Source organism: Streptomyces sp. NPDC021096 (assembly GCF_040641275.1).
Lineage (GTDB): Bacteria > Actinomycetota > Actinomycetes > Streptomycetales > Streptomycetaceae > Streptomyces.
In genome coordinates this window covers 24,942-40,618 of the sequence record NZ_JBFADG010000005.1, presented here as the reverse complement: position 1 = coordinate 40,618, position 15,677 = coordinate 24,942, and the positions used below count along the sequence as shown (strand labels likewise).

Below are 15,677 nucleotides of genomic sequence, written 5' to 3'. Positions count from 1 at the left end.
TTCCTATTCATAGGGATTCACAGGGAGGGGTGGCGCGGTCCGCGGTACGTGACCACCGGGCGCCCCAGGGCGTCGGTGGTGAGTTCGGCGTCCACCTCGAAGACCTCGGCGAGCCGCTCGGCGGTCAGGACCGCGGCGGGGGTGCCGGAGGCGATCAGGCGGCCGTGGTGCAGGAGCAGCAGCCGGTCGCAGTACCGGGCGGCGAGCGACAGGTCGTGCAGCGCGACCAGGACCGTCTGCTCGGTACCGGTCAGCAACTGCATCAGTTCCAGCTGGTGTTTGACGTCGAGGTGGTTGGTGGGCTCGTCGAGCAGGAGCCCGTACGGCTGCTGGGCCAGCGCGCGGGCGATGTGGGCCCGCTGCCGCTCGCCGCCCGACAGGGCCTTCCAGGAGCGGTCGGCGAGCGCGGTGAGCCCGACGCGCTCCAGCGCGGCGGCGACCACCGCCCGGTCGGTGGCGTCCGGTCCGCGCCAGCGGTCCCGGAACGGGGTCCGCCCCAGGCCCACGACGTCGGCGACCCGCAGATCGCTGTCCGCGCCCGAGTCCTGTTCGACGAAGGCGACATGGCGGGCGATCCGGCGCGCACTCCAGTCCCGTACGCACTCGCCGTCGTAGCGGACCGTGCCCGCGTCGGGGGCCCGCAGGCCGGCCAGGCAGCGCAGCAGCGAGGACTTGCCCGAGCCGTTGGGGCCGAGCAGCCCGACCGTCTCGCCGGGGGCGATGTCCGCGCTGACCTCGCGTACGACCGGGGTGCCCGCCACCGACCAGCTCAGCTCTTCGACGGTGATCCTCACAGTTCACCTCTCTTGCGCAGGACGAGGAGGAAGAGCGGCACGCCGAGCAGTGCGGTGATCACGCCCACGGGGACCTCGCGGGGTGCGAAGGCGATCCGCGCCAGCGCGTCCGTCCACACCAGGAACACCGCGCCCGCGAGCGCCGCGTACGGCAGCAGCATCCGGTGCAGCGGCCCGACGAGGAACCGCACACCGTGGGGGACGATCAGCCCGACGAAACCGATGGCGCCGACGGTGGCCACCGCCACCGCGGTCAGCGTGGCCGTGACCACGAGCAGCAGCATCCGCGTGCGTCGCACGCCGATCCCGAGGGACGCGGCGGTGTCGGTGCCGAACGCGAGCCCGTCGAGGGCGTTCGAGCAGAGCCACGCGCCCAGCAGCCCCAGCGGGGTGACGATCGCGCAGACCACGACGGTGTTCCAGCGCGCCGGCGCCATCGAGCCCAGCAGCCAGTGGGTGACGGCCCGCGTGGTGTCCGCGTCCGCCGAGGCCATCAGGACGAGCGAGGTCAGGGCGGTGAAGAGCTGGCCGACGACCACGCCGGTGAGGACGATGCGGACCGAGTCCAGGCCGGTGCGCCGCAGCAGCGACAGCAGTAGCCCGAAGGAGAGCAGCGCGCCGGCGAGCGCGCCGCCGGTGATCCCGAGCGCGCTCGCGCCCACGCCGAGGACGATCACGGCGACGGCTCCCGTGGACGCGCCCGAGGAGACGCCGAGCAGGTAGGGGTCGGCGAGCGCGTTGCGGGTGACCGCCTGGAGCACCGTGCCGCACACGGCGAGCGAGGCGCCGACGAGCGCGGCCATCAGCACGCGCGGCAGCCGCAGGTCCCAGATGAGGGAGTCCATCAATGGGGGCAACGGCTCCACGTCCAGGCCGAGATGGGTGCCGAGGACGCGGGCGAGGTCGGTCCAGCCCACGTCGGCGGTGCCGATGCGCACGGCCGCCGTGACCGAGCCCGCCAGGGCGAGTGCGGCGAGGAGGAAGAGGACCGCCCGGGTCGCAGTGGACCTGCCGGACCGCGGGGTGGTGACGGAGCCCTCCGTCACCACCCGCCCGCGGGCCGTCGGAAGCAGGACATCCACCGACCCCGCCCGGGCCACAGGGTCAGCGGACATACCCGAGGTCCTTCATCCCCTTGGCCAGCAGTCCCAGGGCGTGCACCGAGCGCACGGACGGGTCCAGCTCGATGCCCGGCACCTCGAGGATCTTGTTGTCACGGACCGCCGCGAGCTGGGAGACCACCGGGTGCCCGGTCATCGCGGCGCGCTTCTCGGCCGCGCTGTCGCCCGGCCGTCCGCGCTCGGACAGGTCGCCGATCACGATGAAGTCGGGGTCGCGCTTGGCGACTTCCTCCCAGGAGACCTCCGGCCAGTCCTCGTTCACGTCGTCGAAGGCGTTCTTCGCGCCGACGATCCGGCTCATCTCGCTGGGCAGGCCGCTCTTGCCCGCCACGTACGGCATGCCGTTGAAGACGGAGTAGAGGTAGACCACGGTGGGCCGGTCGTCGCCCCGGGGAACCTTGGAGGCGTTCTCCCCGGCCCTGGCGACCGCCGCGCGCTGGTCGGCGGCGAGCTTGCGGGCCCGCTCCTCGGTGCCGAAGACCTTGCCCAGGTTCTCGTAGTCGGAGAAGAGCAGCTCGAAGGGGGTCTTGCCGGCCGGGTTCTGCTGCGGGCAGTCGACGGCGCTGACGAAGGTGGGGACCTTGAGGGAGGCCAGCTCCTCGCGGGTGCCGGCGCGGTCCTTGGTGTAGAGGTCCGTGGAGCCGGCGACGACGAAGTCGGGGGTGGCGGCGCGCAGCTGCTCACCGGTGGCGATCTTCGGGGCGATGACCGGGACCTTGGCGTACGCGGCCCCGTACTGCGCGGGCATCTTCGTCTTGAGGTTGGCCGTTCCCGCCATCCGGTCCTGGAGCCCGAGTTCGAGCAGGGTCTCGGTCGAGGTCTGGTCCAGGGTGACGGCCCGCTTCGGGGGCCCCGCGACGGACACCTGGCGGCCGCAGCTGGTGACGGAGGCCGCCGGGGCGGCGGCCCGGGCGCCGGGCTCGGCGTCCGTCCTGGAGCCGTCGCCGGCTGCCGTGGAGCAGCCCGCGGTGGCGAGGGCGATGGTCAGGGCGATGCCGAGGCGGGCTGGGTGGCGCATGGGTTCTCCGGTCTGGGAGGGGAGGGAGGGGAGGCGAGCGGAAGGCGTGGGTGTTGTCGTGCACCGGGCAGGAGTGCCGCGTTCGAAGGGTACTGTAATGGTATTCATTTTCATTAACGAATCCGGGTGCGGTTCGCCGAGCCGCCACCCCCACCCCCGAGGAGCAGCCACACCGTGCCGACCACACCCGCGCCGACAGCGGCCAAGACCGATGCCCCGCCCCCGCGTTCGGTCCTCCGCGACACCGCGTTCCTGCGCCTGTGGGCGGGCACCACCGCCTCCGGCCTCGCGACCTGGGCCCTGCCCTTCGTCCTCGGACTCGCCGTCCTCCACCGCGACCTCGGCGCCGCCGGCCTCGGCCTGGTCCTCGCCGCACGCACCGCCGGCTTCCTCGTCGCCGTCGCCGTCGGCGGCGTGCTGGCCGACCGGCACTCCCGCCGCGCGGTCGTCCTCTGGTCGGCCCTCGCGGCCGCGGTCGCCGCGCCCCTCCTCGCCGCCGGTCTCGGCCGCTCGCTCGTGCTGATGACGGCCGCCGCCGCCCTCGCGGGCGCCGGCCAGGGCGCCTGCCGCCCGGCGTTCCAGGCGCTCACCGCCGAGACCGTCGCCCCCGAGCGCCGTCAGCAGGCCAACGCCGCCATGACCATGGCGGTACGGAGCGCCACGCTCACCGGACCCGCCCTGACCGCGCTGCTCGCGGCCTTCCTCGACGTCTCGACGCTCCTGCTCGGCATCGGCCTGCTCTGGCTGGTCGCCGCGCTCGTCCCGGGCAAGGGGGGCGATGCGGTGAACCTCGCCGCCGAGCCCGCCCCGCGCGCCGGCTTCCGCGCCGAGTTCCTCGAGGGGATACGCGAGGCGCGCCGCCACCCCTGGTTCCTCGCCGGACTGGCCGCTCTCGTCGCCGTCATCGCCCTCGGCTACTCCGCCACCAGCGTCGCCCTGCCCCTGATCAGCCGGGACCGCTACGACACCCAGTGGGTGCTGGCCGCGGCCATGACCGCGTACACCGTGGGCGCGCTCGGCGGGGCCCTGGTCATCGCCCGCTGGCGGCCGCGTTCCCAGGGCTGGGCCGCCTTCGCCGGGCTGGCCGCGTACGGCGTCGCGCCGCTGAGCCTGATGCTGCCCGTGCACCCGGTCGTGGTCGTGGCCGCGTACGCCGTCGCCGGGATCGGCATCGAGCTGTTCAACGTGCCCTGGTTCACCGCCACCCAGCGCGAGGTCGCCCCGGAGAAGCTGGCCCGCGTCTCCTCGCTGGACTTCCTCGTCTCCTACGGCCTGGCGCCCATCGGCCTGGCCCTGATCGCCCCGGCCATCGACGCGTTCGGGGTCACGCCCGTCCTCGCCGTGTGCGCCGCCGCCTGCTTCCTCGTACCGGCCGCAGCGGCGCTGGTGCCGACCGCCCGTCACTTCGCGCGTACGGCTCCGAAGACGGCGGACTGACCGGGCAGGTCACAGCACGCTCCCGCCCCGAGCGGGCATGCCAGGGCCCCGGCCGGTCTTTCCGCTACCGGCCGGGGCCCTCGCCGGCCGAGCGGCTCATCCCCGCCGAGGGCGCCGACATCATCGCCCACCAGGACCTCGCGCCGTGGAACCTCGTGGCCGGCGGCGAGGACGCGTGGGCCTTCATCGACTGGGACACGGCCGCGCCCGGCTCCCGGCTCTGGGATGTCGCCTACGCGGTGCACGGCTTCATCCCGCTGTCCGCGGATCCCGACTGGCAGCGCACCGATGCGGCGGACCGGCTGCGGGTCTTCGCCGAGGCCTACGGGCTCGACGAGGCCGAGCGGCGTCAGTTGGTGCCCCTGCTGGGGCGTCGGACGCGCTCCATGCATGACTTCCTGCGCGACCGGGCAGCCCAGGGCGATCAGCCCTGGGCCACCCTCTGGGCCGAAGGTCACGGCGACATCTGGCGAAGCGATGCCGAATACATCGAGCAGCGCGAAGAACTGTGGGCGCGTGCCCTGCTCGCGGGCTGAGCTCGGCTCAGAGAGCCACCTGCCTGGTCACCGTTACGCGGTGACCTTGGCGAAGATGCGGTCCAGCGCGGCGTCCGGCAGCAGCCGGGACAGCGCCATGGCCGTCCTCGCGTCGGCGCCGACGTGGTAGCGGGGCCTGGTCCGGGAGGTGGTCAGGACGCGGAAGACCGTACGCGCGAAGTCCTCGGGCCGTGTCCCGCTCGACTGCGCCCGCTCCTCGTTCATCTGCAGGAAACGCTCGAACGACGCGCGGTACAGGCCGGCGACGTCGGCAGGGGCACGGTTGAGGAGCTCCTCGCCGGCCTCCCGTACCTTGTCCCAGATCGGGGTCGCTATCGCGCCCGGCCGTACGACACTGACCGAGACGCCGAAGGGGCGCAGTTCGCGGCGGAAGGCGTCGCTCATGCCCTCCTTGGCGAACTGGCCCGTCGCGTACGCGCCGAGGTAGGGAGCCGCGAGAGCGCCCAGGCCCGAGGAGACGTTGACGACGCGCCCGCCGGTGCGGCGCAGGTGGGGGAGGAAGGCCTGGGTGACGGCGACCGCTCCGACGACGTTGACGTCCAGCTGCGCGCGCAGCCGCTCGGGCGTGACGCACTCCAGCGGTGCCGACACGCAGGTACCGGCGTTGTTCACCAACCCCCACACGCCCTGCTCGCCGGCCGCGTCGACGACCTCGGCCGTCGCCGTCCGGATGGACTCCTCGTCGGTCACGTCCAGGAGCACCGGGCGCAGGCGGGTGGAGGAGGCGTCGGCGCGGAGCTTCTCGCCGTCCTCCGCCCTGCGGACACCGGCGAAGACGCGGAAGCCACGCCGTTCCAGATGGAGCGCGCACTCCCTGCCGAGCCCGGACGAGGCACCGGTGAGGACTACGGCGCGTCCGGCCGGAGGGATGGGCTTCGGCTGTCGGATCAACGGTTCTCTCCTTCTGTGCAGTGGATGGCGGACAGCACCGTGCGTACGGACTCGTCGGCGATGCGCCGTGCGCGATCGGCGGGCACGATGCCGTCGACATAGCTGAAGTTCCACGCGAGCCGGCCGTGGCTGGTGTTGGCGGTCGCCACGACGGCGCCCGTCACCGAGACGGCCGCGACCAGCTGGGTGTCGGAGACGCGCCAAGGGCCTATCCGGGCGGGGAAGTCGTAGCGGCCGAGGTTGGACAGGCACAGGTTGAGCGGCCCTTGCTCGTCCATGTACCGCATGAAGGGCTCGTAGTCGGCCGAGGACTTCGGCCCCGCCCTTCCCAGCAGGTTGATCACGGACAGATGTTCCTCGCGCTCGCGGCGCGCCACCAGGTCCCGGCCGATGGCCCCGGCCATGGGCCACAGCGGCGTGCCGGGCCGGTAGAGCACGCGGGACGGGAGGGTGGCCGCGTAGGAACCGGCCTCGTCGTAGGAGACGGCGGGGTCCAGTTCACCGCGGAAGTCGACCGGGGAACCGATCGAGAAGTAGGCGGGCTCCGAGGTCCCCGCCTCCCGGGCGACGGCGGTCACCATGGCGGCGGCGAGGGCTCCGTGCACCGTGGTGCCGTGCCGCCTGCAGGCCCGTACCAGCAGCTCCAGCTGCTCGGCCGTGAGGGACCGGTGCACCATCCGGGTGCGCCGCTCCCCGAAGGGCACCGGGTCGCTGGGGACCACCCGCCGCGGCCTCAGCCGCTCGGTCTCCTCCTGGTCGCGCTCCATCAGGGCCGTGAGAGCGGCCGCGCCCTCCGCGCCCCGGTGGCGGCGGGGGAGCAGGTCCTCCGTGGCGGGCAGCGCCCGCAGCGAGGTGCGGGGCAGCGCCTCGCCGTCGCCCAGCCGGGCGGCGAGCTCGATCCACTGCCTCATCATGGACAGGCCCGTCATGCCGTCGGCGATGCAGTGCGAGGCCGTGAGCAGCAGGTCGTGGACGTCCTCCGGGTGCCCGGGGCCCGCCTCCCGCGTGATCACGACGGCGCGCACCAGCGGCCCCTCGCGCCAGTCGATGCGCTCGACGAGCTCGTGCTCGTCGACCTCTCGCTCCCACCGGGTGTCGGCCGCGGGGTCCGTCGGCGAGACCGTGACCTGGCGCAGCGGGATCGGCCGCCCACCCACCGGCCGGAACGCGGGCTCCACCCCCGCCGTCCCGTCCGCGGCGCCGGTGACGGCGACGCGCAGCAGGGGGTGCCGGGCCTGGAGGGCGTCCAGGGCGCCGCGCAGCAGCGGCACCGGCAGGGGGCCGTGGAGCCGGGCCCGGAAGACGCCGCTGAGCGACGATGCCCGGTCGGCCGTCCAGTACCAGCGCTCCAGCGGGCTGAGCGGGCGCCGCACGCGCGGCTCGGGGTCCGGGACTGCGGGGAAGGTGAGGGCCTCCTCGTTCTGCCGGGCGAGCTCCTCCCTGGGCGTCAGCCGGAAGTAGTCGTCCCGGACCTTCCGCAGGCCGGGGGTGTCGGCCTGTTCGAGGTCGCTCATCGACCGGGAGGCGGCGACCATGGCCCGGGTGCGGTCGCGGCGGCGGTCCTCGTACGTGCGCAGGGCCAGCGGCAGGTCCTCGCACGCCCCCGGCTCGGCGAGCGTGTGCGCCAGGACGACGGCGTCCTCGATGGCCATGGCCGAACCCTGCCCGAGCGTGGTCAGCATGGGGTGGGCGGCGTCGCCGAGGAGGGTGACGGGCCCGTCACCCCACCGCTCCAGGAAGGCGCGGTCCCGGGAGGGCACGGCGAGGATGTCCTCCGGCGGGGTGGCCTCGATCACCGCCCGCACCTCGTCGGCCCACCCCGCATACGCCTCGGTGATCTCGTCCTTGGTGCCGTCCCACGCGTGCGAGCGGGCGGCGGGCATGTTCTTGGTGCCCCACCAGTAATAGCGGCCGTGGCCGATGTCGATGAGGCCGAAGCGCTGCCCGCTGCCCCAGTAATGGCGCACGGCCCCCGGGGTGAGCACCGGATGGTCGAAGGGGACGATGCCGAGCCAGCAGACGTAGCCGCTGTCCTCGGACGCCTCGGGGCCGACGAGGTGGGCGCGTACGGCCGAGTGGAAGCCGTCGGCGCCGATGAGGAGGTCGCCGCGGGCCGAACGCCCGTCCGCGAAGCGGACGGTGACGCCGTCGCCGTCGGCCTCGACGCCGGTGGCGGTCGCGCCCAGGTGGAGGGGGACGCCGCCGGCCGCGTCGAGCAGGGCCTCCTGGAGGTCCGAGCGGCTCAGGCAGACGCTGGGCGCGCCCACCTTGTCGCAGATCTCCTTGAACGGCAGGTCCCGTATCCCGCCGCCCAGTTGGTCCAGGACCAGGAAGGACTCCGCGACCTGGCCGCGCTTGTCCAGGCCGAGGTCGATGCCGAGCGTGGCCAGCGCGTTGACGGCGTTGCTCATCACCGAGAGACCGGATCCCGCCGCGCGGAGCTCGGTGGCGCGCTCGTACACCTCGACGTCGACTCCGACCCGTCGAAGGGCCACGGCACAGGCCAGGCCGCCGATGCCGGCGCCGATGACGAGGGCCTTGGCAGGCTGTCGTCCCGTCATGGCGTCACTTCCCCTCTACGGAGGCGGCCGGGCCGCTCCCGAGCAGCTCCACGACGGTCCTGGCAACGTGTTCCACGTACGGTTCCTCCATGATCGTGAGATGGTCGCCGGGCACGTCGACGACGCGGAGCCGGCCGCTGGTCATCTCGCGCCAGCCGTTGGCCCGGTCCTGGTGGCGGCTTCCGGCGGCGCCGTGCATGGCGGTCAGGACGTCCGGAAGCGGCTCCATGGCGCGGATCAGGGTCAGGTCCTGCTCCTGGACGCCCGGCCGGTACTCCAGCGTCGCCTGCCAGTTGGCCCGGTAGACGCCGAAGAGCCGGCGTATGACGGCTCCCGAACTGCCCGCGGGCAGGACGCCCGCGTCGCTCGCGAGCCGGGCGATGAAGTCGAACTTCTCCTCGAGGGAGGTCAGTTCGTCCGGAATGGTCTCCATCGGGGAGTCACCGCCGCGCTCCAGCAGGAGCAGCTCCCAGAAGAACCACCGCAGCAGAGCGTCGTCGTCGTGCCGGACGCGCGCCCCCTGGTCCAGCGCGGTGGTGTCCAGCAGCACCAGGCGGGACACCTCCTCGCCCGCGGCCCGCAGCTGCCGGGCGATCTCGAAGGCGACGAAGCCGCCGAAGGACCACCCGCCGACGGCGTACGGGCCCTGCGGCTGCACCCCGCGCAGCGCGGCGACGTAGCCGGCCGCGATCTCCTCGACGGTGCGCAGCGGTGTGGTGCCCGGGTCCGCGCCGGCGGCCTGGAGGGCGTACAGCGGCTGGTCGTCCGGGAGGTGCCGGGAGAAGGGGACGTAGCAGAGCACGTTGCCGCCCATGGGGTGGACCATGAACAGCGGCGGCCGGGTGCCCTCCGGGCGGATCGGGACCACCGGGTCGTACGCGGCGACCGCGTCGCCCGCGCGCAGCCGCGCCGCGAGAGCGGCCACGGTCGGTGCGGCGACGAACCCGGACAGCGGGATGTGCACGCCGTAGCGCTGCTCGATCTGGACCACCAGCCGCATGGCCGTGAGCGAGGTGCCGCCCAGGTCGAAGAGGCTGTCGCGGATGCCGACGGCGGGCAGCCGCAGCAGGTCCGCGAGCATCTCGGCGAGCGCGCGCTCGTAGGCGTCGCGCGGCTCGGCGTCGGTGCCGGTGGCACCGGGGGTGGTGGTGAGCGGGGTTCGGCGCAGTGCGGCGTCGTCGCGCTTGCCGCTGGGGGTCAGGGGCAGGGACGCCACCCATTGCAGGTGCGCGGGGACCATGTGGTCGGGCAGCGTCGCGCGCAGGTGCTCGCGGATGCCGGCCAGGTCCGCGGCCGTGCCCTCGCCCACGAGGAACGCCGCGAGGAAGCAGTCGCCGTCGTCGCGACGCCGGGCCACGACCGCGGCGTCGAGCAGGCCCGGGTACCGTCCGGTGAGGTCGGTGAGGGCCAGCTCCACCTCCGCGGGCTCGACGCGGAACCCGCGCACCTTGACCTGGGAGTCCGCCCGGCCGGCGTAGGCGATCGTCCCGTCGGGCAGCACCAGGCCGAGGTCGCCGGTGTCGTAGAGCCGCCGCTCCTCGCCGCCGAAGGGATGGGGGACGAAGCGCTCCTTGGTCAGGTCGGGGCGGCCCTCGTAGCCGTCGGCCAGGCAGGCGCCACCGAGGTGGATCACCCCGCGCGCCCCGGCGGGCACCGGGCGCATCCGGGCGTCCAGCACCTGCGCCTCGGCCCCGTCGACGGGCCGGCCGACCGGCGGGAGCGCCGGGAACGCGGCCGGGTCCCCGGTCATGGTGAAGGCGGTGGCGACATGCGTCTCGGTCGGCCCGTACTGGTTCTCCAGGACGGCGCCCGGCAGCGCGGCGCACAGCCCTCGGATCTCCTCGGTGACGCGTAGCTGTTCGCCGGAGGAGATCAGTACGCGCAGGGCGCGGGGGACGATGTCCAGCGCGGCCGCGGTCTCGGCCAGTTGCTGGAGCGCGACGTAGGGGAGGAAGACCCGCTCGACGCCCTCGTGGTCGATCAGCCGCAGCAGGCGGGACATGTCGCGCCGCTCGGTGTCGCCCACCAGGTGCAGCGTGCCGCCGGAGCACAGGGTGGAGAAGATCTCCTGGAAGGACACGTCGAAGCTCAGCGGCGCGTACTGCAGGGTCGTCCCGCCCACGGCGCCGCTCGCGGTCCCGTTCTGCCAGGCCACGAGGCCGGCCAGGGAGCGGTGCGGCATCGTCACGCCCTTGGGCCGGCCGGTGGAGCCGGAGGTGAACAGGACGTAGGCGGCACTGTCGGCGTCGATCCGCGGCGCGGCCGCGGCGGGTTCCGCCGGCGCCCGGGTCAGGGATTCGGCGGGCAGTACGAGCGACGGGTCGCCGGCGAGGTGGGCGTACGGGGCGTGGGCGACGACCCGGAAGGGCCGGGCCTGCTCCAGCATCGCGGCCAGCCGCCGGGCGGGGTAGCCGACGTCCAGCGGTACCACCGCGCACCCGGCCCGCACCACGCCCAGCAGCACGGCGATCATCTCGGGCGAGCGGTCCATCGCGATGCCGATCCGGGCCTGCGGCGGGGCGCCGAGCGCGCGCAGCCGCCCGGCCACCCGGTCGGCGGCCTCGGCCAGCCGCGCGTAGCTCCACCGCTCCTCCCGCATCGCCAGGGCGGTCGCCCCCGGGGTGCGGGCGGCCTGCTCGGCGAAGAGTTCGACGACGGTGGGGCGCGCCACGGGCTCCGCGAGGACCGGGGGGTCGGCGAGGAAGGCGAAGTGGGGCTCCTCGTGCGGCTCCTGCACCATCTTCCGCAGGATCCGAAGGAATCCGCGCGCGTAGAGCTCGGTCCGCTCGGCGCAGAACGTCTCGCCGTCACCGTCGATCCGCAGCCACACGCGCCCGCCGTCGGGGTCGGTGACCGCGTTCACCAGGAGCCGGAAGTTGGTCTCCTCCCAGGTATGGAAGTCCAGCAGGCGCACGCCGGGCAGGCGCAGGACCTCGGCGAGCTGGTGGAAGTGCACGTAGTTGAAGGCGGTGTCCAGGACGGGGCCGCCGTGGTCCTCCTGGACGGCGCTCAGCGGATACCGGCGGTGGGCGTGCCCGTCCTGCTCCTGCCGGAAGGCCTCGCGCACCACGTCCAGCCAGCTGATGCGCCCGGTGCCCAGACGCAGGGGCACGGTATTGAGGAAGAGTCCGGCGACGCGCTCCGCGTGGGCGAGCTCGGGCCGCCCGTGGGTGACCAGCCCGGTGGTCACGTCGTCAGTGCCGGCGAACACGGACAGCGTCAGGCAGTGCGCCGCCAGGAGCGCGGACTTCACGGGCACGCTGTGCTCGGCGGCGAAGGCCCGCAGCTGTGCCTGCAGATCGGCGGGCAGGTCGACGCGGTGGGCGGCCGGCCCCCGGCGGGCGTGCGGCGGCCGGTGCGGCCGGAACGTCTCGATCTGCAAGGGTTCGCAGCCGGCCAGCTTCTCCTTCCAGTAGCGCCGCGTCTCCTCGGACCCCAGGGAGATCCGCTCCTCCCGCACATGCGCCGCCGCCGACGGCAGCGCCGTGGCGTCGACGGGGCCGATGCCCAGCCCGAGGTCGTGCGCGTAGTCCTGGAGGAGTTCCTGGAGGAGGTTGGCCACGCTGCCGCCGTCGAGGAGCGCGTGATGGAAGCTGAGGACCAGATCGACGGTCGTGGGCCGGACGTGGACCCGGGCGAGGTACAGCGGCGCCCGGTCGAAGGCGTAGGCGTGGTGGCGCCGTTCCTCGATGTGCGCGTGGACCTCGGCGTCGGCCGCGGCGCCGTCGAGGGAGCGCAGGTCGACGACGTCCAGGCCACCGTCCACCCGGGGGTGGACGATCTGCAGCGGCTCGGAGAAGCCCGCCAGGTCGAAGCCGGAGCGCAGCGCCGGATGCCGCGCCACCATCCGGGCGAACGACCGGCGGAACCGCTCCTCGTCCCATGGCATCTCGAGGCGGTACAGGAAGACGTCCTTGTACATGGCGGACGTCTCGTGCCGACGGCTGTGGTAGAGCAGACCGAGCTGCAGCCGGGTGAGCGGCCAGGCGTCCTCGGCGCCTTCCAGCCGGGCCCGGTCCACCGTGGATATGAGACCGAACGGCGCCGGGACGTCCCCGCCGCCGGCCGCCGGGGCGCTGTCGGCGCGGGCGGCGAGACCGGCCACCGTCGGATGGCGGATCAGGTGGGTGAGCGAGAAGCGCAGGCCCCGCTCCTCGGCCTCGGCCCGCACCTTGAGCATCAGGATGGAGTCCCCGCCGAGCGCGAAGTAGTCGTCGTGGACGCCGACGCTCGCCACGCCCAGCACCTGGGCCCAGATCTCGGCCAGGACGGCCTCGGTACGGTTCCGCGCCCGTCCGCCGGCGGCCGGCTGCGCGGGCTCCCCGGGTACGGGCAGCGCGCGGCGGTCGGCCTTGCCGTTCGGCGTCAGCGGAATGCCGTCGATGCGGACGAAATAGGCCGGAACCATGAACACCGGCAGCGTCCGCGCGAGCCGCTCCCGCAGCGACTCCGGGTCGATGTCGGCGTCGGCCACGTAATAGCCGACGAGGTGGGTGCCGCGGGCATCGGTGGCGCGGTCCACGACGAGGGCGTCGCGGACGCCCGGCACCGTGCGCAGAGCGGCCGCCACCTCGCCGAGCTCCACGCGATTGCCGCGGATCTTCACCTGGCCGTCGATGCGCCCGAGGTATTCCAGGGTGCCGTCCGCCAGCCAGCGGGCGAGGTCGCCGGTACGGTACATCCGGCCACCCGGCACGAACGGGTCCCGCAGGAACTTCTCGGCGGTCAGCTCCGGCCGGTCCAGATACCCCCGGGCGACACCGACGCCCCCGATGCACAGCTCGCCGGCGACGCCGACCGGCTGCGGATGGTCGTCGGGCCCCAGCACGTACAGCCGGGTGTTGTCGATCGGCCGGCCGATGGGCACCCGGGCGATGTGCCCTTCGCGCGGGCAGTCGTGGTACGAGACGTCGACGGTGGCCTCGGTCGGACCGTAGAGATTCACCAGCCGTACGGGGGAGTGCGCGCCGAAAACGCGGTTGAACTGCTCGACGCGAGCGGAGGGTAAGGCCTCACCGCTGCAGAAGACGTACCGCAGGGAGCCGAGTCCCTCGACGGCCTGCGGTGTCTCCTGGAGCAGGTCGAGGAACGGCCCCAGCATCGAGGGGACGAAGTGCGCGGCGCTGACCCGCTGCTCGCGGACGGTCCGCAGGATCTCCCGCGGGTCCTGCTGCCCGCCGGGCGGCAGCAGCGCCACACTCGCGCCCTCGATCGCCCACCAGAACAGCTCCCACACCGACACGTCGAAGGAGACCGGTGTCTTCTGCAACAGGACGTCGTTCGCCCCGAGCGGATAGCGGCTCTGCATCCACGCGAGGCGGTTGACCACACTGTGGTGTTCCACCATCACCCCCTTGGGGCGGCCGGTCGAGCCGGAGGTGTAGATGACGTACGCCAGGTCATGGGAGGTGCCGAGCGGTTCGAGCGGGGCGCCGTCCGCGCGCAGCAGGTCCTCGACGCACCGCACCGTCGTCCCCTCGGCGGCATCCGCGACCGGCCCGTCGCCGTCCACGATCACCACCTTGGCGCGGCTGTCCTCCAGCAGGAGCCGCACGCGCTCGGCCGGGTAGCCGCGGTCCACCGGCACGTAGGCGCCACCGGACTTCAGCGTGCCCAGGAGCGCCACCAGCAGCTTCGGCCCCCGCTCCATCATCACCGCGACCCGGTCGCCCGGGCCGACGCCCTCGGCGCGCAGGGCGCGGGCGACCCGGTTGGCCCGCTCGTCCAGCTCGGCGTACGTCAGGGTCTCCCCGTCGGCGCCGGTCACGGCCGTCCGGCCGGGCCTGCGGGCGGCCTGTGCCTCGAACAGGCCGTGCAGTGTGGCCTCGTCCGCGTACGGGACGTCCGGGCCCTGGGCGCGCACCACGGTGAGGTCCTCGTACTCGGCGGCAGCCAGCATCGGCACGGCCGGGGCGGGCCGGTCCAGCATGTCCACACCGTTGCGCAGGAGCGTGGTGAGATGCCGGGCGACCGACGCGATGGGCAGGTCGTCGTCGAAGACGTCGCAGGCGTAGTCCAGGTCGACGTGGAGGTCGGCGGTGTCGTCGAAGGCGGACACCACGATGCCCAGGGCGTCCTGCTCGTGCGAGGGGGCCCTCATGGCCGTCCGCCGCTCGATGCCGGGGAGCCGGTCCTGCTGGGGCCAGTGGATGTAGGAGAGCGTCACGTCGAACAGCTGACGGGGGCCCTCGGCGGAGGAGGGAAGCCCGCGCAGGACGTCACCGAGGGAGAGCCGCTGGTGCCGCTGGAGCGCCCGGGTCGCGTCCTGGGTTCCGGCGACCAGTTCCCGCACCGACCGCTCGCCGGCGGCCGGTATGCGCAGCGGCAGGGCGTTGGCGAACTGGCCGAGGATGTCCCGCCATCCGCCCGGCCGGTTGAGGAAGGGGACGCCCAGCACGACCTCCTCGCTGCGGTGCAGGCGTGTCAGGTACGTACCGACCATGGCGGCGATGTACGCGAACGGCGAGAGGCCGGCGGCACGGACCCGGTCGACGAGGGCGCTCTCGATCGTGAACGAGTGGCGGCCGCGCCCGCCTCCGGCCGCCGCGCGGGTGAAGAGGGCAGGGGCCACTCCCGCCAGGGTCTCCCGGTGGAAGACGCGATCGCGGTCGGCGTCCGCGCCGGAACGGTAGGCGGCCTCCTCCTCCACGAAGGCGAGATAGGAGGTCGGCGGGCGGACGTCGCTCATCCTGGCGGCCACGGTCCGCGCGTAGTCGTCGAGGATCTCGGTGCTCAGCTTGTGGAAGGTCCAGGCGTCGGCGACGATGTGGTGTGCCTTGATGTGCACATGGGTGACGCCCGGACCCTCGAGCAGCAATGTGGCTTCGACGAGGGGGCTGTCGACCAGCGGCAGAGGCGTCTCCAGGGAACGCCGCATCCACTCGGCGCACGCCGCCTCCGGCTCGGGCTCCTTGGCCAAATCGACCCTGTCGACCCCGACACCTTCCGGATCAGCCCACTGGAACGGCGTCCCCGCTCGCTCGTCTAACCGCAGCCGGAACGTTTCATGGCGGCCTAACGCATGTTCGATACAGGCGGTGAGCGCGTCGAGGTCGACGCTGCCCAGCAGACGCTCGTGGAGGACGCAGTTGAACTGCGGCGAGTGGGGGGCCTGGGAACCCGCGGCCCAGATGTCCCGCTGGTAGGCCGTCAGGGGGTGCTGTACTTGACTGATCACGTGTATCTGCTTTCCACGGGTGGACCGCCCTGTCAGTCGCAGTCCCTGTCGTGATCGACATCATGCCTACTTGGAAGTAGTCGAATTGCTGGTCCTGGGTCACGGTGGGGCAAAGCGAGGA

At 73.5% G+C, this 15,677-nt stretch carries 8 protein-coding genes; 2 read left to right on the top strand and 6 right to left on the bottom strand.

Going from position 1 to position 15,677, the window contains the following annotated elements:
- Window positions 1-17: 17 nt before the first annotated feature.
- Genes AB0G59_RS10660 through AB0G59_RS10650 form a run of 3 tightly spaced genes read right to left on the bottom strand, consistent with a single transcriptional unit; the run spans window position 18 to window position 2,933 of the window.
- Window positions 18-794: an ABC transporter ATP-binding protein gene (locus AB0G59_RS10660; protein WP_360910089.1), complete on the bottom strand. Its 777-nt coding sequence runs from the start codon at window positions 792-794 to the stop codon at window positions 18-20.
- Window positions 791-1,909 (bottom strand): iron ABC transporter permease, encoded by a 1,119-nt coding sequence (locus AB0G59_RS10655; RefSeq protein WP_360910087.1) that lies wholly within the window; start codon window positions 1,907-1,909, stop codon window positions 791-793. The genes AB0G59_RS10660 and AB0G59_RS10655 overlap by 4 nt, the downstream gene beginning before the upstream one ends.
- Window positions 1,899-2,933, bottom strand: coding sequence for an ABC transporter substrate-binding protein (locus tag AB0G59_RS10650; protein ID WP_360910085.1), 1,035 nt, complete (start codon window positions 2,931-2,933; stop codon window positions 1,899-1,901). Before AB0G59_RS10650 ends, AB0G59_RS10655 begins: the two co-directional genes overlap by 11 nt.
- A gap of 174 nt (window positions 2,934-3,107) precedes the next feature.
- Between AB0G59_RS10650 and AB0G59_RS10645 the strand changes: the two genes are divergently transcribed.
- Entirely contained in the window at window positions 3,108-4,370 is a 1,263-nt protein-coding gene (locus AB0G59_RS10645) for an MFS transporter (protein ID WP_360910083.1), read from the top strand.
- Window positions 4,277-4,906 carry a phosphotransferase gene (locus tag AB0G59_RS10640; RefSeq protein ID WP_360910080.1) on the top strand — a complete coding sequence of 210 codons (630 nt, stop codon included), beginning with the start codon at window positions 4,277-4,279 and terminating at the stop codon, window positions 4,904-4,906. Before AB0G59_RS10645 ends, AB0G59_RS10640 begins: the two co-directional genes overlap by 94 nt.
- A 33-nt stretch (window positions 4,907-4,939) precedes the next feature.
- On the opposite strand, the gene AB0G59_RS10635 is transcribed toward AB0G59_RS10640, so the two are convergent.
- Genes AB0G59_RS10635 through AB0G59_RS10625 form a run of 3 tightly spaced genes read right to left on the bottom strand, consistent with a single transcriptional unit; the run spans window position 4,940 to window position 15,556 of the window.
- Window positions 4,940-5,818, bottom strand: coding sequence for an SDR family oxidoreductase (locus tag AB0G59_RS10635; protein WP_360910078.1), 879 nt, complete (start codon window positions 5,816-5,818; stop codon window positions 4,940-4,942).
- Complete coding sequence (locus AB0G59_RS10630; RefSeq protein ID WP_360910076.1) at window positions 5,815-8,379, bottom strand: FAD-dependent monooxygenase; 2,565 nt, start codon at window positions 8,377-8,379, stop codon at window positions 5,815-5,817. The genes AB0G59_RS10635 and AB0G59_RS10630 overlap by 4 nt, the downstream gene beginning before the upstream one ends.
- 4 nt (window positions 8,380-8,383) lie before the next feature.
- On the bottom strand, window positions 8,384-15,556 hold the full coding sequence (locus AB0G59_RS10625; RefSeq protein WP_360910074.1) for an amino acid adenylation domain-containing protein: 7,173 nt from the start codon (window positions 15,554-15,556) through the stop codon (window positions 8,384-8,386).
- Window positions 15,557-15,677: the final 121 nt, after the last annotated feature.